We start from the raw sequence: 17969 nt of genomic DNA, 5'->3' as shown, positions 1-17969 counted from the left end.
CTCCTGCGTGCCTCGTAGAGCGCCATCCATGGCGCTCTGCGCCCCCGCCTGCCCACCCCACCCCGCCTTCGACAGTTTCCGGGCGCTGTTGGTCGGCACGGGGGTGGATCCCGTTGTTTGGCAACGGGCTCTGACCCTGGTTCTGCTCTGGTAGGTGTCGACCTTGGTCGACACGTTGTATGCGGAAAAATTCTTTGCCCATGAAAAAGCCCGCCTGATATGGCGGGCTTTTTCGTTTGCAACCCTGGCGTGGCGATCAGGTCCAGTCGAACAGTTCGAACAGCTTCAGGATCAGGTACGCACAGCCGCCGGCCGCCGGGATGGTCAGGATCCAGGCCCAGACGATGCGCTCGATCACGCCGAACTTCAGCGAACGCGGGTTCTTGGCGAAGCCGACACCCATGATCGCGGTGGAGATGCTGTGCGTGGTCGAGACCGGCATGCCGAAGTGGGCCGCCAGGGTCAGGATGGTGGCCGAGCTGGTCTCCGCGGCGAAGCCGTGGATCGGGTGCAGCTTGACCATCTTGTGGCCCAGGGTCTTGATGATTTTCCAGCCACCCGAAGCGGTACCGGCCGCCATCACCACCGCGCAGGTCAGCACGATCCACATGGCGATGCCGTCACCGGCGTGCGCGTCCGGGTGCATGAAGGCCAGCCAGGACGGGAGATCGTTCAGTGCGCCGGTGGCTTCGGCACCAATCAGGGTCATCGCGATGATGCCCATGGTCTTCTGCGCGTCGTTGTGGCCGTGGGCGAAGCCCATGTAGGCCGCCGAGGCGATCTGCGCCTTGCCGAAGAAGGCATTGACGATGCGCGGGCGGGCCAGGCGGCCGATGGCGCCACCGACCTTGGCCAGGCCGGCGATCAGCGCCCACAGCAGCACCATCACCACAATGCCGAGCAGGAAGCCGGCGATCGGCGAGGTGATCATCGGCACGAACACCTTCCACAGCAGGCCCTTGTTCTGCGCCCAGCTGCCCAGGCGCTCGGACCAGATCAGGGCATCCCAGTTGTTGTGGGCCGCAGCCAGGCCGGCGCCGCAGAGGCCGCCGATCAGCGCGTGCGAGGACGAGGACGGCAGCCCCTTCCACCAGGTGATCAGGTTCCAGATGATGCCGCCCAGCAGCGCGCACAGGATCACCTGCGGGGTGACTTCCACCACGTTGGTGTTGAGCAGGCCCGAGGCGATGGTCAGCGCCACCGCCGTACCGGTCAGCGCACCGATGAGGTTCATGAAGGCGGCCAGCATCACCGCCCAGCCGGGCGAGAGCACCTTGGTCGCCACTACGGTGGCAATGGAATTGGCAGTGTCGTGGAAGCCGTTGATGAACTCGAAGACGAGCGCGGCCAGGATCACTACCAGGACAAGGGTCAACATGCGGCGGCGTCCGTCAGCTGTTCTTCAACACGATCTGGTACGCCACCACGCCAGCCTCGCGGCAACGGTCGATGGCCTTCTCTAGGATCTCGAAGAATTCCTTCAGCAGGAACATCTGCAGGTTGTCCAGGCGACCGGAGTAGATGTCGCGGTACAGCTCGAGCATCAGGCGGTCGGCCTCGTTCTCCAGCGAGCGCAGCTTCTCGTTCAGCGCGGTCATCCGGTCCAGGTTCATGTGGCGCAGGTCGGCCACCATCTCCACCACCACGCCGGCGGCCTGCTCCAGCATCGCCGCGCGCGGCGCGAAGTCGATGTGCTCGAGGTGGGTCGTGGCCAGCGAATAGCGATCGGCGAACTTCTCGATCTGCTTCGGAATCTTGTACAGGGCCGAACCCAGCGCTTCGATGTCTTCGCGCTCGATGGGGGTCATGAAGCTGTCCACCAGCGCCTGGCTGATCTTGTCAGAGGCCGCGCGTTCGCGCAGGCGGGCCAGCTTGAAGGCGTCCAGCGCGGGCTGGCGGTCGGCCTCGCGCAGCATGGAATGCAGCGCCTTGGCGGCATCGGAAGCCGCGACAGCAGCCTCATCGAGCAGGGTGTAGAACTGTTTGCCGGAACCGAAAATGGTCTGCAGAGAGAACATTGAGAAACCTGTCAGCCGTCGCGGGAAGGACGGCACCAGAGCGAATTATGACGGCTAGATGACCATCACGGGTATCCCCGCGCCCTTTCCGGGCTCTGGGAGCCCCAACCTGAACAGGCGGTTGCCACCCTGCCACGCCCCTTTGCTAAGATGCCAGCGCGCCTTCAGGCGCACCTTATGGACGACGACCCTTATCCCCCTGCGCCGCGCCGGACCCCGTTCCTGAGCGCCTGCCGCCATCGCAAGCACCCGCCCTCCCTGCCACCAACCGGGGACGACGCCCGTGTTTGAAATGATCCTGATTGTCTTCGCGCTGGTTCTGCTGAACGGCTTCTTCGCCATGTCCGAGATGTCGGTCATGACCTCGCGCAAGAGCCGCCTGAAGCAGATGGCCGCCACCTCCAAGCGCGCCGCCAAGGCGCTGGAGCTGTCGGAGAAGCCGGAGAGCTTCCTGTCCACCGTGCAGATCGGCATCACCGTGATCGGCGTACTCACCGGCTACCTCGGTGGTGATGCGATCGGCGACGCGATCGCCGGCTGGCTGCAGGGCCTGATGCCCGGCTTTGCGTACGCGCGCGAAGTAGGCACCGCCCTGGCGGTCTCGCTGATCACCTTCATCACGCTGATCTTCGGCGAACTGGTGCCCAAGCGCCTGGCCCTGACACGTTCCGAGGCCATTGCCGGCCTGGTCGCGATGCCGATGAGCTGGCTGGCCAGGCTCGCCCTGCCCTTCGTCTGGCTCCTGTCCAAGACTACCCAGCTGGTGCTGAAGGTGCTGGGCCTGGGCAAGGACGAGGCCGCGCAGGTGACTGAAGAAGAGATCCGGATGCTGGTGGCCGAGAGCCACGAGGCCGGCGTGATCGACGCCCACGAGCGCGACATGATGAACCGCGTCATGCGCCTGGGCGACCGCACCGCCGACAGCCTGATGACGCCGCGCAACCGCATCGCCTGGCTCGACACCCAGGCCGGGCTGGAGCGCAATCTGGACATCATGGCCGAGCACGAGTTCTCCCGTTACCCGGTGTACCGCGACAACGACATGGACGTGGTCGGCGTGCTGGAGCTGAAATCGCTGGCCACGCGCATGGCGCGCGGCGACAACGCGCTGTTCCAGACCCTGCGCGAACCGCTGTACGTCTCCGAATCGACCCACGCGATGAAGCTGCTGGAGATCTTCCGCGAGGAACAGCAGTCGATGGCGCTGGTGGTGGACGAGTACGGCGAGATCCAGGGCCTGGTGACCATCAGCGACCTGATGGGCGCCGTGGTCGGCCGCCTGCAGGCGGTCGAGAATGCCGACGAGGACGCCCTGGTGGTGACCCGCGAGGACGGCTCGCTGCTGGTGGACGGCTCGCTGCCGATCGAAGACCTGCGCGAGCTGATCGGAAGCAACGACCTGCCCGATGCCGAGGACGGCGATTACTACACGCTGGCCGGCATGTGCATCCACTACTTCGGCCGCATCCCGCACGCAGGCGAGTACTTCGACTGGGCCGGCTGGCGCTTCGAGGTGGTCGACCTGGACGGTGCGCGGGTGGACAAGCTGCTGCTGCGCACGTTGTCCGACGAGCAGGCCGATGAGCTCACCGCCTGAGACCGGCCAGGGCCAGGGCGCTCAGCGCGCGGCCTACCGCAACGAGGGCATCCGCACCCTGCTGGAGATGTTCGCCTCCGGCGATCCCGCCGAGCACATGCCGCTCGGCCAGATCCTCAGCAACCTGCAGCAGAGCGCGTTCGGCGTGTTCCTGTTCGTGGCGATCCTGCCCTCGTTCATCCCGATCCCGGGCATGGGGGGGGCGGTCAGCGGCCCACTGGTGGTCCTGATCGGCCTGCAGATGCTGTGTTGCCTGCGCCGCCCCTGGCTGCCCGGTTTGATTGCCCGACGCGGGCCGAAGCGCGGCACCATGCACCGCTTCCTGGACCGTATCGATCGCCCGTTGCGGCGGCTGGACAGGATGCTGAAGCCACGCCTGCCGCAGCTGCTGACACCGCTGCCCGCACACGCGTTCACTGGCCTGCTGCTGGTGTTGCTGGGCCTGCTGCTGTCGTTGCCGATTCCGTTCACCAACTTCCTGTTCGGCTTCCAGCTGCTGCTGTTCTCGCTGGCGCTGCTGGAACGCGATGGTGCGCTGATGCTGTTCAACTGGATCGCCGCACTGGTGGCGATCGCGTTCTTCGGCTTCAGTTCGGGGCAGCTGGTGGGCTATACAGTGGAGCTATTCCAGCGCTGGTTCTGAAGCGGCATCCGGTAGAGCCGGCCGCTGGCCGGCTGCCACGTTTCCAGGGTTGCCGGCCAGCGCCCGGCACTACCAATACCGGACATCGGTCATCACCGAAGATCGATGAAGCCGTTGTCGGCCAGCGCCGCCGGTTCGTCCTGCACCGCCGACAGCACGAAGCTCAATGCCTTGCCCAGCAGCGTGCCCGGGCCATCCCAGTATTCGGCGCTCTCGGCGCGCACGTGGATCAGGCGCAGGTTCGGATCGTCCTTGCCACCCGGGAAGAACAGTTTCATCGCCGGCGACCACAGCTCCTCGATCTTCGCGCGGTCATCGACGACGCGGGCACGCCCGGCCACCGAGACATAGGTGTTGTTCGAGGGCGAGGCATACGCCACGTTGACCCGCGGGTCGAGCGCGATCTCGGCCACCTTCGGGCTGTCGGCGGTGATGACGAACCACAGGTCGCCGTCAAAGGCGACCTGCTGGGTGGCCAGCGGCCGACTGTAGAGCCGTCCGTCGACGCCGGTGGTGGTGAACATGGCCACCTCCACATCCTTGATCAGTTCGGCCAGCTGGTTGACGTGTTCGGCACGGGTGTCGGCCATGTGGGGGACTCCATCGGAATGAGCCCCCATCAGACCGGGCACGGCCGCAACAGCCCGTGACGCAATTGTTCAGCCCGCGTGGCGGGCGTGCCAGGCCTGCATGGTCAGTTCGAACGAGCGCAAGCGCGCGCGGTGGTCGTACAGGTTGGCGGTGAGCATCAGCTCGTCGGGCTTGTGCCGTTCGACAAACGCGGCGATGCCCTCCCCGACCTGCTGCGGATCGCCCAGCACGGTGCAGGCCAGCGCCCGCTCCACCCCCAGTTTTTCGTGCGGCTCCCAGAAGGACTCGATGTCGTCGATCGGTGCCGGAATCTTGCCCGGCCGGCCACGACGCAGGTTGACGAAACTCTGCTGCTGGCTGGTGAAAAGGCGGCGCGACTCCGCCTCGCTGTCGCTGGCAACGACGTTCAGGGCCAGCATCGCGTGCGGCTGCTTCAGCGCCGCCGAGGGGCGGAACTCGCGGCGGTAGACAGCAAGGGCTTCGTCCATCGCGTCGGGTGCGAAGTGCGAGGCGAACGCATACGGCAGGCCCATCGACGCGGCCATGCGCGCGCCGAACAGGCTGGAACCGAGGATCCAGGTCGGTACCCGCAGGCCGCCACCTGGAACGGCCTGCACCGCCTGCCCCGGCTGAACCGGCTCGAAGTAGTGCAGCAGCTCGCGCACGTCCTGTGGGAACTGGTCCGCGCTGTCGAAGTAGCGGCGCAATGCACGCGCGGTCGGCTGGTCAGTACCCGGTGCGCGGCCCAGGCCCAGGTCGATCCGGTCCGGATACAGCGAGGCCAGCGTGCCGAACTGCTCGGCCACCTGCAGCGGGGCATGGTTGGGCAGCATGATGCCGCCGGCACCGACCCGGATGCGCCGGGTGCCGCCGGCGACATGGCCGATCAGCACGGCGGTGGCCGCACTGGCGATGCCGGGCATGTTGTGGTGTTCGGCCAGCCAGTAGCGGCGGTAGCCCAGCGCATCGGCGTGCTGGGCCAGTTCCAGCATGTTGGCAAAGGCGGTGGTGGTGTCACTGCCCTCGCAGACCGGGGCCAGGTCAAGGATCGACAACGGGATCATCAGGCGTTTTTCCGTCACAGGATCCCCCATGCATGGGGACGACCCGACGCAGCGGCCAGTGCCGGTGGCAGGATGCTGATTCCCGCAGCGCGGGTCCACGACTGGCTGCACTTGATCCGGTAGAGCCGGCCGCTGGCCGGCAGGCAACGTGCCCTGGCAGCCGGCCAGCGGCCGGCTCTACCGGGGAATCGACATCCCGGCTTAGAACGCGCTGGGGCGCGGATCAGGCAACGGCTGGTCGACCATCGGCTTCAGTTCCGCATCCAGCGCAATGCGCTCATCGAACACGAAGCAGCGGCCTTCGTAGCCTTCGCCGCCCACTTCCTCGAAGTAGCCGAGGATGCCACCGTCCAGCTGCAGCACGTTGTCCATGCCGTCGTTGACCATCCACAGCGCCGCCTTCTCGCAGCGGATGCCGCCGGTGCAGAAACTGACCACGGTGCTGTCCTTCAGTGCTTCGCGGTGCGGCGCCAGCGCCTCCGGCAGGTCGGTGAACTTGTGGATGGGCAACACCAGCGCATCCTTGAAGGTGCCGTACTCCACTTCCTGCAGATTGCGCGTGTCGAGCATCACCACCGGCTTGCCGGCATCGTCATGCCCCTGCCGCAGCCAGCGCTGCACGGTGGCCGGATCCACCGCCGGCGCACGCGGGTAGTCCAGCGGCTGGCCGTCATCACGGCGGAAGCTGATGATCTCGTCCTTCACCTTGGCCTTCAGCCGGGCGAACGGCTGGTGCTCGCTGAAGCTGGTCTTGACCCGCATATCGGCAAAGCGCGCGTCAGAGCGCAGCGCTGCGTAGAAACCCTCGACCGCCTCTGGCGCACCCGCCAGGAACAGGTTCAGCCCCTCGCCCGCCACCAGGATCGTGCCGCGCAGCTGTGCCGCCTCGGCACGCGCCAGCAGCTGGTCACACAGGGCCTGAGGGGCGTCGATGACGGCGAAATGGTAGGCAGCGGTATTGGCGATCATCCCGCCATTTTAGCGCCTCCCGCCCGCACAGACAGATTCAGGGGTCAGTGCCCTCTGCGCAGCAGAGGGATCCGACCCCAAGCCCGGCAGACACCCGGAATCTGTCAGGGGTGGGGCGGTGTGGGCAGGCGGGGGCGCAGAGCGCCATGGATGGCGCTCTACGAGGCACGCAGGAGCAGCGTTTGCCGTCCCCCGCCTGCCCACACCGCCCCACCCTCCCACTGAAGCCCGGCTTTTGACGTCGCCGTTGCGTCTGCGGGTGCCGGGTGCAACCCGGCCGAAACCCCTTACCCCCGCAACAGCACGAACGGCAGCAGCACCAGCGCAGCGGCAGCGGCCATCCCCAGCAGCACCAGCATTACGAACAGCGGCCGCCGCCGGAACAGGCTGCCGAAGGTCTCCGCCGTGCCATCACGCAATGCCTGCTCACGCTCGGCACGGATGCGCGGCCCGCGTTCGGCCTGGTACTCCGCCATCAGCGCCTTCGCACGTGGATGATCGGCGTCCTCGCGCAGCCACAGGCCTCCGTTGGAAATGCCCCAGGGGCTGGGTTCGGTGCGGTACCAGGCGATGCCGTGCTGGTCGAGCAGCGTGCAGACATCGGCGTATTCGTCGTCACCGACATTGCGCAGATTGAGCAGGAGTTTTGCCATGTCCCCATGATACCCGGCGCCGATGCGCTACCCTTGCCGCCCTCGACCTGCGCCCTACCGGAGACGCCCGATGCGCCGCCTGCTGCTTCCCCTGCTGCTGTCCCTCGCCGCCGCTGGCTGCTCGACCGAACCGTCCGGCCCGCCGCCCGGCGGCACCCTGACCGCCTTCGAGCGGATCGATACCGTGCCAGGTACCGGTGCTGAAGCCGTTCCCGGCAGCAAGGTCACCGTGCACTACACCGGTTGGATCTACGACAACCGTACCGAGACCAAGCACGGCAAGACCTTCGACAGCTCCTTCAAGCACGGCCAACCGTTCACCTTCGCGCTTGGCGCCGGCCAGGTCATCCGCGGCTGGGATGAGGGCGTGGCCGGCATGAAAGTTGGCGGCAAGCGCACGCTGATGATCCCGCCGGACTACGGTTACGGTGACCGCAAGGTCGGCCCGATTCCGGCCGGATCGTCGCTGGTGTTCGACGTAGAGCTGCTCGATGTCAAACCGTGATGCCGCCATGCCCCACCGTGTCGCCGTCATCGGCGGTGGCCCGGCCGGCCTGTTCGCCGCCGAGCGCCTGCGCGCCGCCGGGCTGGACGTCGACCTGTACGAGGCCAAGGGGTCGCCCGGCCGCAAATTCCTGATCGCCGGCAAGGGCGGGCTCAACCTCACCCATTCCGATCCGCGTCCGCTGTTCGACAGCCGCTACCGCGAGCAGTCCACGGCCGTGGGCCGCTGGCTGGACGACTTCGATGCGCAGGCGCTGCGCGACTGGGCCGCCGGCCTGGGCGTGGAGACCTATGTGGGCAGCTCCGGCCGCGTGTTCCCGGTCGACCGGAAGGCTGCGCCGCTGCTGCGTGGCTGGGTGCGCCGGCTGAAGGAACAGGGTGTGCGCCTGCATGCCAACCACCGCTGGATCGGCTGGGGTGAGGATGGCGCGCTGCGATTTGAAACCGAAGATGGCGCCGTTGAAGTACATGCCGATGCCACCCTGCTGGCCATGGGCGGCGGCAGCTGGCCGCAGCTGGGCAGTGACGGCGCGTGGGTCGCGCCACTGCAGGCCCGTGGCGTGGACATCGCACCACTGCAGTCGGCCAACTGCGGTTTCGACGTGGGTTGGACCCCATTCTTCGCCCAACGCAATGCCGGCGCGCCGTTGAAGCCGGTGGTCGCGCACTGGATCGACCTGGCCGGACAGCCACGGTCGCTGCAGGGCGAATGCGTGGCCAGCGAGTACGGCATCGAAGGCAGCCTGATCTATGCGATGGCGGCGGACCTGCGCGAGACCATCAACCGCGAGGGCCACGCGATGCTGTGGCTGGATCTGGTACCGGGCCGCGACGAGGCGCGCCTGCTTGCCGATCTGTCACGCCCACGCAAGGGCCGCAGCTTCGGCGAGCACCTGCGCCGCCAAGCCGGCCTGGATGCAGTGAAAGCCGCACTGGTGTTCGAGATTCTGGGTAAAGAAGCGGGCAGCGACCTGCCTGCCGTGGCGGCTACGCTCAAGCGCCTGCCGCTGCGCCTGCTGCGTCCCCGGCCGATGGCCGAGGTGATCAGCACCGCCGGCGGCGTGCGCCTGGATGCGCTGGATGATGGCCTGATGCTGCGGGCAGTGCCCGGCGTGTTCTGCGCCGGCGAGATGCTGGACTGGGAAGCGCCGACAGGTGGCTACCTGTTGACCGCGTGCTACGCCAGTGGCCTGCGTGCTGCGGAAGGCGTAATCAGGTGGCTGGCCGGGCGGTGACGCCTGCCTTGTAGCGTCAAGCCATGCTCGACGGCGTTACCTGTAGAGCCGAGCCCATGCTCGGCTTGAGTCAAAAGCAGCCGAGCGTGGGCTCGGCTCTACAGAACGCAGAAAACGAGCACTCACCACGGCCGGCGCATGCTCACTGAAGCCAGCGCCACGCCGCTGGGATGCGGGTAGGCCTCTTCGCGCACGCTGACGAACCCCTGGCGTTGATAGAACGGCACGGCGTTGAGCGAGGCCGACAGCACCACCTCACGTTCACGATCGGCCATCGCCAGCAGGCGCTGCATCAACGCCTGGCCAATGCCCTGGCCGCCATGATCCGGATTGACGAACAACGCGTCGACTTCATTGGCATCGGCATCAAAGACGCCGAAGCCGAGCAGGCCACCTTGCCCGTCCTCGGCCACTACGCAGCCGCCCTGCGACAACAGCCGCGCATACTGCGACGGTGGCGGCGAGGCAGACCAGGGCGCAATGACTTCGGGCGGGTAATGGCTGCTGCAGGTCTCGCGCACGCAACGCGTGCGCAGCGCCCACAACATGGCCACGTCATCCATGGTGCCGGTCCTGAACTGCATTACATCTCCTTGTAGAGCCGAGCCTATGCTCGGCTGCTTCTCGATCACGCATCGCGATGTTGGAACGAAGATCAGCCGAGCATGGGCTCGGCTCTACAACATCACGTTATCGCGACTTGCTGGCGCGCAGCGCCTGGATCTTCGGCGGCGGCTGGAAGGAATCGCTGCGTGCATCGGCCCAGAACGCATGGAACACCGCATGGTCGGGCACCTTGTGCAACAGCTCGCCCGGTTCCAGGTAACGGTACAGCGAGGCCAGCGAACGGATCTCCACCGGCGAAACACGACGCAGGATGTGCTCCGGCCCAAGTTCAGCCGGGTCGTTCAGGCCAGCGGCACACAGCAGTTCCTTCAAGGCATGCAGCGTGTGCTCGTGGTAGCTGTAGACACGAGCAGCCTTGTCCGGCGCATCCAGATGCTTCCAGCGCGCGGGATCCTGGGTAGCGATCCCGGTCGGACACTTGTCGGTATGGCAGCTCAGCGACTGGATGCAGCCCAGCGCGAACATGAAGCCTCGGCCGGCATTGCACCAGTCGGCCCCCAACGCGATGGTCCGTGCGATGTCGAACGCACTGGTGATCTTGCCGGCCGCGCCGATGCGGATGCGCTCACGCAGGTCGAGGCCGACCAGGGTGTTGTGCACCAGCAGCAGTGCCTCATGCATCGGCACGCCGACATGATCGACGAACTCGGCCGGTGCCGCGCCGGTGCCGCCTTCGGCGCCATCCACCACGATGAAGTCCGGCAACAGGCCGGTTTCCTGCATCGCCTTGGCGATGCCGAACCATTCCCACGGGTGGCCGATGGCCAACTTGAAACCGACCGGCTTGCCACCGGACAGTTCGCGCAGGCGGGCCACGAACTGCAACAGTTCAACCGGCGTGGAGAACGCCGAATGGCGCGACGGCGACACGCAGTCAACGCCCATCGGCACGCCACGGGTCACCGAGATCTCGGCGGTCACTTTCGGTGCCGGCAGCACACCGCCGTGGCCCGGCTTGGCCCCCTGCGACAGCTTGATCTCGATCATCTTGACCTGATCGTGGGTAGCGTTGGCAACGAAGCGCTCCTCGCTGAAACCACCTTTCTCGTCACGGCAACCGAAGTACCCCGAGCCGATCTCCCACACCAGGTCGCCGCCCATTTCGCGGTGGTAGGGCGAAATCGATCCTTCGCCGGTGTCGTGGTAGAAGCCACCGCGGCGCGCGCCTTCGTTCAGTGCGCGGATCGCATTGGCTGACAGCGAGCCAAAGCTCATCGCCGAGATGTTGAACACGCTGGCCGAATAAGGCTTGGCGCAGTTCGGGCCGATCAGGACGCGGAAGTCATGCTTGGCAATCGTCGTCGGTGCCAGCGAATGGTTGATCCACTCGTAGTCCACCGCATAAGTGCTGCGCAGGGTGCCGAACGGCACCGTGTCCATCTCGTTCTTTGCGCGCTGGTAGATCAGCGCGCGCTGCTGGCGCGAGAACGGCACGTCTTCCAGGTCGCTCTGCACGAAGTACTGGCGGATCTCCGGACCGATCGACTCCAGCCCGTAGCGGAAGTGCGCCATCACCGGATAATTGCGGCGCAACGTGCTGCGTTTCTGCAGCAGGTCCCAGGTCCCCAGCGCCACCATCGCGGCAGTCAGGCCGACGCCCCAGTACCAGGCTGGCCAGATCGTGGCCAGCCACAGGCATATCGGGAACATCAGGATGGCGAGCAGGTAGACGATATACCGATGCATGGCGTTCCTCGGTTGCAACTGCCCCCGAGTCTACCGCGCCGTTCGCAGCCGGGGCTTACAAACGATCGTCAACCACGTTGCGCGGCCAGGCCGATTTCACGTCGTAGACCAGGCCACCGGGCGCCAGCAGCGCCCGGATTGCGGATTCATCCATCGCCTTGAAACGGGCGTGGGCCACCGCCAGCACCACCGCGTCATAGCGCCCTGCCCCGGGCTCGGCCAGCCAGTCCAGGCCCTCGCCGGTCAATGCCGCCGGGCCGACCCACGGGTCGCTTACCTCGACCCTCGCACCGGCATCGCGCAAGCGCTGTGCCAGTTCCAACGCGCGACTGTTGCGCAGGTCCGGGCAATCCTCCTTGAAGGTCACGCCCAGGACCAGGATGCGTGCATCCGCCGGCGCACGGCCACGCTCGGCCAGCATCGCCAGCACCCGAGCCGATACGTGCTCGCCGACGCGGTTATTGACCTGTCGCGCGGTGTGGATCAGGTCCGGGTGGTAACCCACGCTCTCGGACTTGTGCAGCAGGTAGTACGGATCGACGCCGATGCAGTGACCACCGACCAGGCCCGGGCGGAACGGCAGGAAGTTCCACTTGCTGCCGGCGGCATCCAGCACGTCCTGGGTGTCGATGCCGAGCCGGTCGAAGATCAGGGCCAGCTCGTTGACCAGCGCGATGTTGACGTCACGCTGGATATTCTCGACCACCTTGGCCGCTTCAGCCACGCGCATCGAAGGGGCCGGGAACGTACCGGCGGCAATGATGCGCTGGTACAGACCATCAATCACCGCAGCGACCTCCGGGGTCGATCCGGAGGTGATCTTGCGGATGTCGGCAAGGCGCCGCTGGCGGTCACCGGGGCTGACCCGTTCGGGGCTGTAGCCGCAGTAGAAGTCTTCGTTGAAGCGCAGGCCGGACCCTTGTTCCAGCAGCGGCACGCACACTTCCTCGGTGGTTCCGGGGTAGACCGTGGACTCGTAGATCACCAGATCTCCGGCGCGGAGATGGCTGGCAATCAGGCGCGTGGCCGAACGCAACGGCTCCAGATCGGGCTGTTCGTAGGCATCGATCGGGGTCGGCACGGTGACGATGTAGACATTGCAGGCATCAAGCAGTGCCGGATCGCTGCCGTACTGCAACAGGTGCGCACTGGCCAGCTCGTCGGCTTCCATTTCCAGTGTGTGGTCCTGGCCGCTGCGCAGCTCGGCGATGCGACCGGCGTCGATATCGAAGCCCAACGTCGGCCACTGCCGGCCAAACGCCACCGCCAACGGCAGGCCGACATAGCCCAGGCCGACCACCGCAAACCGAGGGTCACTGGCCGCCGCAACCGGCACACTCATCGGCACATCCCATGCAATCGATGCAATCGCACATACGCTGCCATGGCTTCGGCCAACACACTCATCTGCTGCACCACTCCGGAAAACCTGCGCCAGAAAGGCTACAGCCTACCGGCCCCGGCGCCCTGCCGCCAAGGCGGGCTCAGGACCCCAACGCCACCGCCGCCGGTTCCAGCTCACCGTCGGCACCGGTCCAGGCCTGCAGCAGGCGTTCAAATCCACCGCTGCCAAGCAGGAAGCCGGGCCAAGCGGCGTCGACGATCTGCGCCAGTGGTTCTGGCTCGATGCGCCGCGTACCCATCGACCAGCGCGGAAATGCCCGCTGCACCACCGGAGCGCGGCACAGTACGTGCAGCTGCCCATGGCTGCGCGCGTTGAGGATGCGCTGGAACACCGAATCGATACCGTCCTGCGGGCCTTCGAGATACTGCAGGAAACGGCTGCCATCGAACATCAGGACGCCGGTGACTCCAGCTACACGATTGAATGCCGTGGCATCGGCCAGCAGGCGGTCAAGATCGGTTGTCTGCAGATCGGCGCGGGCCTCGCTGGCATAGGCAATCGCGTGCAGCGACATCAGATGGCTCCCCCCCTGGGAACGATGGCAGGGACTATGACATGAATACGATCGGCAGTTAAGCACGCGACCGCCGTGATGCAAACAGGCCGAGGCACCGCAGGTGGGCTACAATCGGCGCCGCGCTGCTGGCCCGGATGGCGAAACTGGTAGACGCATCGGACTTAAAATCCGCCGGGGGCAACCCCATGCCGGTTCGATTCCGGCTCCGGGCACCATACGCACGCCGCGCAACCCACACTCAGATCGCCCGCGAGTAACGCGGTTGCTCATGAGTGGCACGCAGGTACGGATCGAAGCACATCGCCAGCAACCGCAGCAGCGGTCGCCCCGGTTCGCTGGAACGCACCACACCATCGCGGTATTCGGCCAGGCCGTCTTCCTGCAGCCGCTGTACCGAATGCAGGTCCTCGGCAAAGTACTGTTCGAAATCCACGCCGTGGCGCTGACCCAGCTGCACGCCATCGACCTCGCCCTGGCACATCAACTGCTGGATCAGTTCCGCACGCAGCTGGTCGTCAGCGCTCAGCGCCACGCCGCGCCACACCGGCAGCTGCCCCTGGTCCACGGCATCCTCCCATGACGGCAGGTCGCGCGGATTCTGGCTGTAGGTGGCACCGATGTGGCTGATCGCACTCACGCCCAGGCCGAGCAGATCGGTATCGGCGTGGGTGGTATAACCCATGAAATTGCGATGCAGCTGCCCGGCGCGTTGTGCGCGCGACAGATCTTCTTCCGGCAATGCGAAGTGATCCATGCCGATGTACTGGTAGCCGGCCGCAGAGAGCGTCTCCACCGCCAGACCCAGCAGCGCCAGTTTGTCCTCCGGCGAAGGCAAGCGGCTTTCGTCGATCTGCTTCTGCGCACGGAACAGATGCGGCAGATGCGCGTATCCGTACACCGCCAGGCGGTCCGGACGCAGCGCCAGCACCCTATCGAGGGTGCGGCCGAACCCCTCCAGGCTCTGCCCCGGCAAGCCGTAGATCAGGTCGACGTTGACCGAACGCATGCCGCTGTCGCGGCAGGCGCTCAGGATGTCCAGTGTCTGCTGCACGCCCTGGATGCGGTTGATCGATTCCTGCACCTGCGGGTCGAAATCCTGCACGCCCAGGCTGGCCCGGTTGAATCCCAGGCGCGCCAGCATGGCGACGTCGCGGGTGTCGATGAAGCGTGGATCGAGTTCGATCGAGAAATCGCGCTGCGGTGAATCGCTGAAATCGAAGCGCCGGCGCAGCCCTTCCACCAGCGTGGTCATCGCCTCGGCCTCGAGGAAATTCGGCGTGCCACCGCCCAGATGCAGCTGGATGACCTCACGGCCGTCCTCGAACTGCGGCGCCAGCAGGTCGGCCTCGGCCAGCACGCGCGACACATAGCTGTGACCACGTCCGCGGTCGCGGGTGATCACCCGGTTGCAGCCACAGTAGAAGCAGGGGCTGGAACAGAACGGCACATGCACGTACAGCGACAGCGCGCGGGCCAGCTGGTTGCTGTCGGCGATCGCTTGGCGCAGCGCCGGCGCGTCGAAGCCATCATGGAAATGCGGCGCGGTCGGATACGAGGTGTAGCGCGGGCCCGGCCGGTCGTGCCGGCGCAGAAGGTCGGGGTCGAAGGTCCAGGCCAGGCCACCGGCGGCGGGAGAGAACGTGTCCATGCCGCCAGCATCGCGCCAGGCGGCCTATGCCGCCTTGACCCAGATCAATGCTTGCCGGCGATCCCCAGTACCGGCAGGCCGACCTGCGGCCAGCGCAGCATCTGGTAGCGCTTCCAGAAGGTGTCACCGATCCGCGCTGCCACGTCGTTGGCCAGTTCCTGCATCGGCGGGTTACCGCACTCGGCAGTGGTGGCCCGGAACAGCACCAGCCAGCGGTCGAACAGGTCCTTGTCCAGCTCGATGGCCATGTGCTTGGACATCGGCGAGCCCTTGAAGCGGCGAGTGCCACGCAGCATCGCCGACCAGAAATCGACCAGCTGCGCCAGGTGCCCGGGCCAGTCGTGCACGTGCGCCTCGAACACCGGTCCCAGCCGCTCTTCCGCTCGCACGCGGGCATAGAAATCGTGGACCAGTCGGGTCACTTCCTGCTCGGTGCACAACCCGGGCGAGGCGACGGGGAGGACAGGCGGCTGTGTTGCGTTCATCGGGGCATCCAAAGCTTGCAGGCAGGCTGCCGCACCCAGGCGGCAGCGCCGTTGATCCAGATCAATGTCGGCGCAATCCGCTGCGCCTAGGCTGGCACGCTTGCAGGAAGCATGCCCTGCGGATACGGCGCCGATCCTGGCGAAGTATACGCGCCGCCCACTTTTCGATCGGGGACAGCATGAACAGACCTTTTCCCAACCGCCGCCAGCGGCTGATCCAGCACTGGGGCGCGATCCTCTGGCCCAGCTTCATCGCCGCCGGCGTTGCCAGCGTGGTGTTCTTCGCCTTCGTCGATCCATTGCGCCTGCAGGCCATCAGTTTCCCGGGCACGGCCATCAGCCGCGAACTGGGCTATACGGCAGGATTCTTCATGTTCTGGTCGGTCACTGCACTGTCCAGCGCGGTCACCTGGTACCTGCAGCGGCCCCTGCCGGGCGATGACGACGAGGAGCTGCCGCTGGGATGAGCACGTCCTGCACCCGGGTACCCCGTCCCTGGCATTGGCGCGGCACGCTCAGCGCTGCCCTGCTGGTGGTGTTCTACGCACTGCCGTGGCTGCGCTGGGAAGGACGCCAGGCGCTGCTGCTGGACATCAGCGCGCGGCGATTCGACCTGTTTGGCTGGACCTTGTGGCCCGGCGACGTCGGCGCGCTGATCGGCCTGCTGGCGGTACTGGTAGTAAGCCTCGCGCTGCTGACCCACCTCGCCGGGCGCATCTGGTGCGGCCACGCCTGCCCGCAGACGCTGTGGCGCCGTGCCTTCGACTGGATCGCCCGCAGCGCGGCGCGGGTACTGCCCGCACCTGCGGCGGGCCCAGCCACCCAGCTGGCCTGGGGCCTGCTGTCAGTGTGGACCGGCATCACCTTCGTCGGCCTGTTCAGCCCGATCAGCGGATTGCTGGCCGCCGCGCCAAACGCTGGCTGGAGCGGCTGGGAAACGTTCTGGGTGCTGTTCTACGCCGCCGCCACCTGGGGAAACGCCGGTTTCCTGCGTGAGCAGGTGTGCCGTTCGCTGTGCCCGTTCGCACGCATGCAGCCGCTGCTGACCGATCCGCATACGCCGCGCATGCTGTACGACGCCCGCCGCGGTGAGCCGCGCGGGCCACGCCCGTCCGGTCTCGGCGGGGTGCTGGGCCGTGGCCGCGGCCTGCTCGACCCGACCACTGCGCAGGACTACGTATTCCGCGCTGCGCATCCGCTGCTGGCAGGACCGATGCCGACCTTCAGCGCCGACCGCCTGGGTGACTGCACCGATTGCGCAGCCTGCGTCCGTGCCTGCCCGATGCAACTGGACATCCGCCAGGGACCGCAGGCCGATTGCCTGGCCTGTGGCGCCTGCCTGGAGGCCTGCGCACAACAACAGCTCCGGGCCGGTTTCGGTCCTGGGCTGGTGCGCTACTGCAGTCCGCAGGCGATGGCCGGACAACCGAAGCGCCTGTGGCGACCCCGGACGTTGGCCCTGCTGTCCTTGTTGCTCGCGCTGCTTGCCTGCGGCGCCTGGCGCCTGCTGTGAATCAACGCGACGCGTTGGCGTGCGGCGGCACAAGCTGGGCGCGCCGGACGATGCCCAACTGTTCGATGATCAGCGCCATCTCGTTGGTGACTTCGGTACGCTCGGTCCCCTGTGGGACCAGGCGATCCAGCACCTGCTGGTAGGTATCCCAGAACGCCGGACCGCATCCGTGTTTGTGATAACTGGCTTCCAGTTCGCGGCGTACCCGTTCAGCCAAGCCATTCATGCCGTATTCCATACGACCTCCGTTGGACTTGTTCTGCATCGTTGACGGTCTACCGACTCACTTGCGTGCTACTGAAAGACTCCCAGGCTTCACGACTGGTTGACTCCAATTAGTCACAGATTTCACGACAGGTCAATTACATGCAGCGACTTTCGTGATTGAAATTATTAATCGTTCACGAAACTACATACGGGGCCCTGGGGGTGCCGGATGGGGCGAAGCCGACAGGCGTCAGGAAGCACAGCACGACGTCCGCAGTAGGCGGCACTGATTATCAGCTTGGGATCGATTGAACTTGCCTATTTTGCTAAGTGTACTTAGCGCATCGGGCTAAGCAGGCTGGATGCGACAAAAGGCGGCGCAAATCAGATGGATTCGTCTGCCCGCGCTTCAGTTGTCGGAAAAAGGTTCGGGTAGCGCTGATGGAGGATGTACTGCCGCAATGGAGGAATGGGAAAGTCCCTCGGCCATTGCGACACTGCGGAACGGCTGATGCCAAAGAAGCGCGCCAGTTCCGCGTCGGTGAGGAATCCCAGCCGGGTTCGTACCTGCCGCTTGCTCCAGAATTCGGTCACGGTCGGTCCTTCT

20 protein-coding genes and 1 tRNA gene are annotated in these 17969 nt (G+C 66.2%); 7 read left to right on the top strand and 14 right to left on the bottom strand.

Going from position 1 to position 17969, the window contains the following annotated elements; translation table 11 throughout:
* Positions 1–256: 256 nt before the first annotated feature.
* Both AC5P9W_RS06555 and AC5P9W_RS06550 read right to left on the bottom strand, forming a co-directional pair.
* The gene (locus tag AC5P9W_RS06555; protein ID WP_206622006.1) at positions 257–1378 is read right to left on the bottom strand and encodes an inorganic phosphate transporter; all 1122 of its coding nucleotides are present in this window, start codon (positions 1376–1378) and stop codon (positions 257–259) included.
* Between the two features lie 13 nt (positions 1379–1391).
* Complete coding sequence (locus tag AC5P9W_RS06550) at positions 1392–2018, bottom strand: DUF47 domain-containing protein (protein ID WP_004152833.1); 627 nt, start codon at positions 2016–2018, stop codon at positions 1392–1394.
* Between the two features lie 292 nt (positions 2019–2310).
* On the opposite strand from AC5P9W_RS06550, the gene AC5P9W_RS06545 reads away from it, so the two are divergent.
* Together AC5P9W_RS06545 and AC5P9W_RS06540 are read left to right on the top strand one after the other, a co-directional pair.
* Positions 2311–3615, top strand: coding sequence for a hemolysin family protein (locus AC5P9W_RS06545; protein WP_005416017.1), 1305 nt, complete (start codon positions 2311–2313; stop codon positions 3613–3615).
* Positions 3599–4258: an exopolysaccharide biosynthesis protein gene (locus tag AC5P9W_RS06540; protein ID WP_111103058.1), complete on the top strand. Its 660-nt coding sequence runs from the start codon at positions 3599–3601 to the stop codon at positions 4256–4258. Before AC5P9W_RS06545 ends, AC5P9W_RS06540 begins: the two co-directional genes overlap by 17 nt.
* Before the next feature lie 92 nt (positions 4259–4350).
* On the opposite strand, the gene AC5P9W_RS06535 is transcribed toward AC5P9W_RS06540, so the two are convergent.
* The 4 genes from AC5P9W_RS06535 to AC5P9W_RS06520 all read right to left on the bottom strand — a co-directional run bounded on the left by AC5P9W_RS06535 (position 4351) and on the right by AC5P9W_RS06520 (position 7535).
* Positions 4351–4848 (bottom strand): pyridoxamine 5'-phosphate oxidase family protein, encoded by a 498-nt coding sequence (locus AC5P9W_RS06535; RefSeq protein ID WP_111103060.1) that lies wholly within the window; start codon positions 4846–4848, stop codon positions 4351–4353.
* 69 nt (positions 4849–4917) lie between these two features.
* A complete protein-coding gene (locus AC5P9W_RS06530) occupies positions 4918–5913 on the bottom strand; it encodes an LLM class flavin-dependent oxidoreductase (RefSeq protein WP_019658893.1) in 996 nt (331 codons plus the stop codon).
* Between the two features lie 201 nt (positions 5914–6114).
* Positions 6115–6882, bottom strand: a complete 768-nt coding sequence (locus tag AC5P9W_RS06525) for a sulfurtransferase (RefSeq protein ID WP_019658894.1) — start codon at positions 6880–6882, stop codon at positions 6115–6117.
* A gap of 287 nt (positions 6883–7169) precedes the next feature.
* Entirely contained in the window at positions 7170–7535 is a 366-nt protein-coding gene (locus tag AC5P9W_RS06520) for a DUF6164 family protein (RefSeq protein WP_021204401.1), read from the bottom strand.
* Between the two features lie 70 nt (positions 7536–7605).
* On the opposite strand from AC5P9W_RS06520, the gene AC5P9W_RS06515 reads away from it, so the two are divergent.
* Positions 7606–8040: an FKBP-type peptidyl-prolyl cis-trans isomerase gene (locus AC5P9W_RS06515; protein WP_134729552.1), complete on the top strand. Its 435-nt coding sequence runs from the start codon at positions 7606–7608 to the stop codon at positions 8038–8040.
* On the top strand, positions 8027–9274 hold the full coding sequence (locus AC5P9W_RS06510) for a TIGR03862 family flavoprotein (RefSeq protein ID WP_155029261.1): 1248 nt from the start codon (positions 8027–8029) through the stop codon (positions 9272–9274). Before AC5P9W_RS06515 ends, AC5P9W_RS06510 begins: the two co-directional genes overlap by 14 nt.
* Before the next feature lie 122 nt (positions 9275–9396).
* Here the strand turns inward: AC5P9W_RS06510 and AC5P9W_RS06505 are convergent, their stop codons facing one another.
* The 4 genes from AC5P9W_RS06505 to AC5P9W_RS06490 all read right to left on the bottom strand — a co-directional run bounded on the left by AC5P9W_RS06505 (position 9397) and on the right by AC5P9W_RS06490 (position 13506).
* Positions 9397–9858, bottom strand: a complete 462-nt coding sequence (locus AC5P9W_RS06505; RefSeq protein WP_111102018.1) for a GNAT family N-acetyltransferase — start codon at positions 9856–9858, stop codon at positions 9397–9399.
* 106 nt (positions 9859–9964) lie between these two features.
* Positions 9965–11587, bottom strand: a complete 1623-nt coding sequence (locus AC5P9W_RS06500) for an FMN-binding glutamate synthase family protein (protein WP_021204397.1) — start codon at positions 11585–11587, stop codon at positions 9965–9967.
* 55 nt (positions 11588–11642) lie between these two features.
* A complete protein-coding gene (locus AC5P9W_RS06495; protein ID WP_180832790.1) occupies positions 11643–12929 on the bottom strand; it encodes a nucleotide sugar dehydrogenase in 1287 nt (428 codons plus the stop codon).
* A gap of 142 nt (positions 12930–13071) precedes the next feature.
* The gene (locus AC5P9W_RS06490) at positions 13072–13506 is read right to left on the bottom strand and encodes a BLUF domain-containing protein (RefSeq protein WP_019658901.1); all 435 of its coding nucleotides are present in this window, start codon (positions 13504–13506) and stop codon (positions 13072–13074) included.
* A 131-nt stretch (positions 13507–13637) separates the two neighbouring features.
* Here AC5P9W_RS06490 and AC5P9W_RS06485 point away from each other — a divergent pair.
* Positions 13638–13724 (top strand) — tRNA-Leu (locus AC5P9W_RS06485).
* 23 nt (positions 13725–13747) lie between these two features.
* Here the strand turns inward: AC5P9W_RS06485 and hemN are convergent.
* Together hemN and AC5P9W_RS06475 are read right to left on the bottom strand one after the other, a co-directional pair.
* The gene (hemN, locus tag AC5P9W_RS06480) at positions 13748–15157 is read right to left on the bottom strand and encodes an oxygen-independent coproporphyrinogen III oxidase (RefSeq protein WP_058980175.1); all 1410 of its coding nucleotides are present in this window, start codon (positions 15155–15157) and stop codon (positions 13748–13750) included.
* A gap of 44 nt (positions 15158–15201) precedes the next feature.
* On the bottom strand, positions 15202–15642 hold the full coding sequence (locus tag AC5P9W_RS06475; RefSeq protein WP_021204395.1) for a group III truncated hemoglobin: 441 nt from the start codon (positions 15640–15642) through the stop codon (positions 15202–15204).
* Between the two features lie 179 nt (positions 15643–15821).
* Between AC5P9W_RS06475 and AC5P9W_RS06470 the strand changes: the two genes are divergently transcribed.
* Positions 15822–16109: a hypothetical protein gene (locus AC5P9W_RS06470; protein ID WP_019658969.1), complete on the top strand. Its 288-nt coding sequence runs from the start codon at positions 15822–15824 to the stop codon at positions 16107–16109.
* Complete coding sequence (locus AC5P9W_RS06465) at positions 16106–17155, top strand: 4Fe-4S dicluster domain-containing protein (RefSeq protein WP_021204394.1); 1050 nt, start codon at positions 16106–16108, stop codon at positions 17153–17155. The genes AC5P9W_RS06470 and AC5P9W_RS06465 overlap by 4 nt, the downstream gene beginning before the upstream one ends.
* Position 17156: 1 nt before the next feature.
* Here AC5P9W_RS06465 and AC5P9W_RS06460 read toward each other — a convergent pair whose 3' ends face one another.
* Together AC5P9W_RS06460 and AC5P9W_RS06455 are read right to left on the bottom strand one after the other, a co-directional pair.
* Positions 17157–17393, bottom strand: coding sequence for a hypothetical protein (locus AC5P9W_RS06460; RefSeq protein WP_019658971.1), 237 nt, complete (start codon positions 17391–17393; stop codon positions 17157–17159).
* Between the two features lie 353 nt (positions 17394–17746).
* Positions 17747–17956 (bottom strand): helix-turn-helix domain-containing protein, encoded by a 210-nt coding sequence (locus AC5P9W_RS06455; RefSeq protein ID WP_495218971.1) that lies wholly within the window; start codon positions 17954–17956, stop codon positions 17747–17749.
* Positions 17957–17969 lie beyond the last annotated feature (13 nt).

Source organism: Stenotrophomonas sp. YJH_SMC_33, assembly GCF_059372295.1.
Note: the sequence above shows the minus strand (reverse complement) of the source record. Positions and strands in the feature narration are given on the sequence as shown.

Coding starts and splice junctions, on each gene's coding strand:
- AC5P9W_RS06555 (WP_206622006.1), bottom strand. CDS start 1,378: ATGTTGACCCTTGTCCTGGTAGTGATCCTGGCCGCGCTCGTCTTCGAG.
- AC5P9W_RS06550 (WP_004152833.1), bottom strand. CDS start 2,018: ATGTTCTCTCTGCAGACCATTTTCGGTTCCGGCAAACAGTTCTACACC.
- AC5P9W_RS06545 (WP_005416017.1), top strand. CDS start 2,311: ATGATCCTGATTGTCTTCGCGCTGGTTCTGCTGAACGGCTTCTTCGCC.
- AC5P9W_RS06540 (WP_111103058.1), top strand. CDS start 3,599: ATGAGCTCACCGCCTGAGACCGGCCAGGGCCAGGGCGCTCAGCGCGCG.
- AC5P9W_RS06535 (WP_111103060.1), bottom strand. CDS start 4,848: ATGGCCGACACCCGTGCCGAACACGTCAACCAGCTGGCCGAACTGATC.
- AC5P9W_RS06530 (WP_019658893.1), bottom strand. CDS start 5,913: ATGATCCCGTTGTCGATCCTTGACCTGGCCCCGGTCTGCGAGGGCAGT.
- AC5P9W_RS06525 (WP_019658894.1), bottom strand. CDS start 6,882: ATGATCGCCAATACCGCTGCCTACCATTTCGCCGTCATCGACGCCCCT.
- AC5P9W_RS06520 (WP_021204401.1), bottom strand. CDS start 7,535: ATGGCAAAACTCCTGCTCAATCTGCGCAATGTCGGTGACGACGAATAC.
- AC5P9W_RS06515 (WP_134729552.1), top strand. CDS start 7,606: ATGCGCCGCCTGCTGCTTCCCCTGCTGCTGTCCCTCGCCGCCGCTGGC.
- AC5P9W_RS06510 (WP_155029261.1), top strand. CDS start 8,027: ATGTCAAACCGTGATGCCGCCATGCCCCACCGTGTCGCCGTCATCGGC.
- AC5P9W_RS06505 (WP_111102018.1), bottom strand. CDS start 9,858: ATGCAGTTCAGGACCGGCACCATGGATGACGTGGCCATGTTGTGGGCG.
- AC5P9W_RS06500 (WP_021204397.1), bottom strand. CDS start 11,587: ATGCATCGGTATATCGTCTACCTGCTCGCCATCCTGATGTTCCCGATA.
- AC5P9W_RS06495 (WP_180832790.1), bottom strand. CDS start 12,929: ATGAGTGTGCCGGTTGCGGCGGCCAGTGACCCTCGGTTTGCGGTGGTC.
- AC5P9W_RS06490 (WP_019658901.1), bottom strand. CDS start 13,506: ATGTCGCTGCACGCGATTGCCTATGCCAGCGAGGCCCGCGCCGATCTG.
- hemN (WP_058980175.1), bottom strand. CDS start 15,157: ATGGACACGTTCTCTCCCGCCGCCGGTGGCCTGGCCTGGACCTTCGAC.
- AC5P9W_RS06475 (WP_021204395.1), bottom strand. CDS start 15,642: ATGAACGCAACACAGCCGCCTGTCCTCCCCGTCGCCTCGCCCGGGTTG.
- AC5P9W_RS06470 (WP_019658969.1), top strand. CDS start 15,822: ATGAACAGACCTTTTCCCAACCGCCGCCAGCGGCTGATCCAGCACTGG.
- AC5P9W_RS06465 (WP_021204394.1), top strand. CDS start 16,106: ATGAGCACGTCCTGCACCCGGGTACCCCGTCCCTGGCATTGGCGCGGC.
- AC5P9W_RS06460 (WP_019658971.1), bottom strand. CDS start 17,393: ATGGAATACGGCATGAATGGCTTGGCTGAACGGGTACGCCGCGAACTG.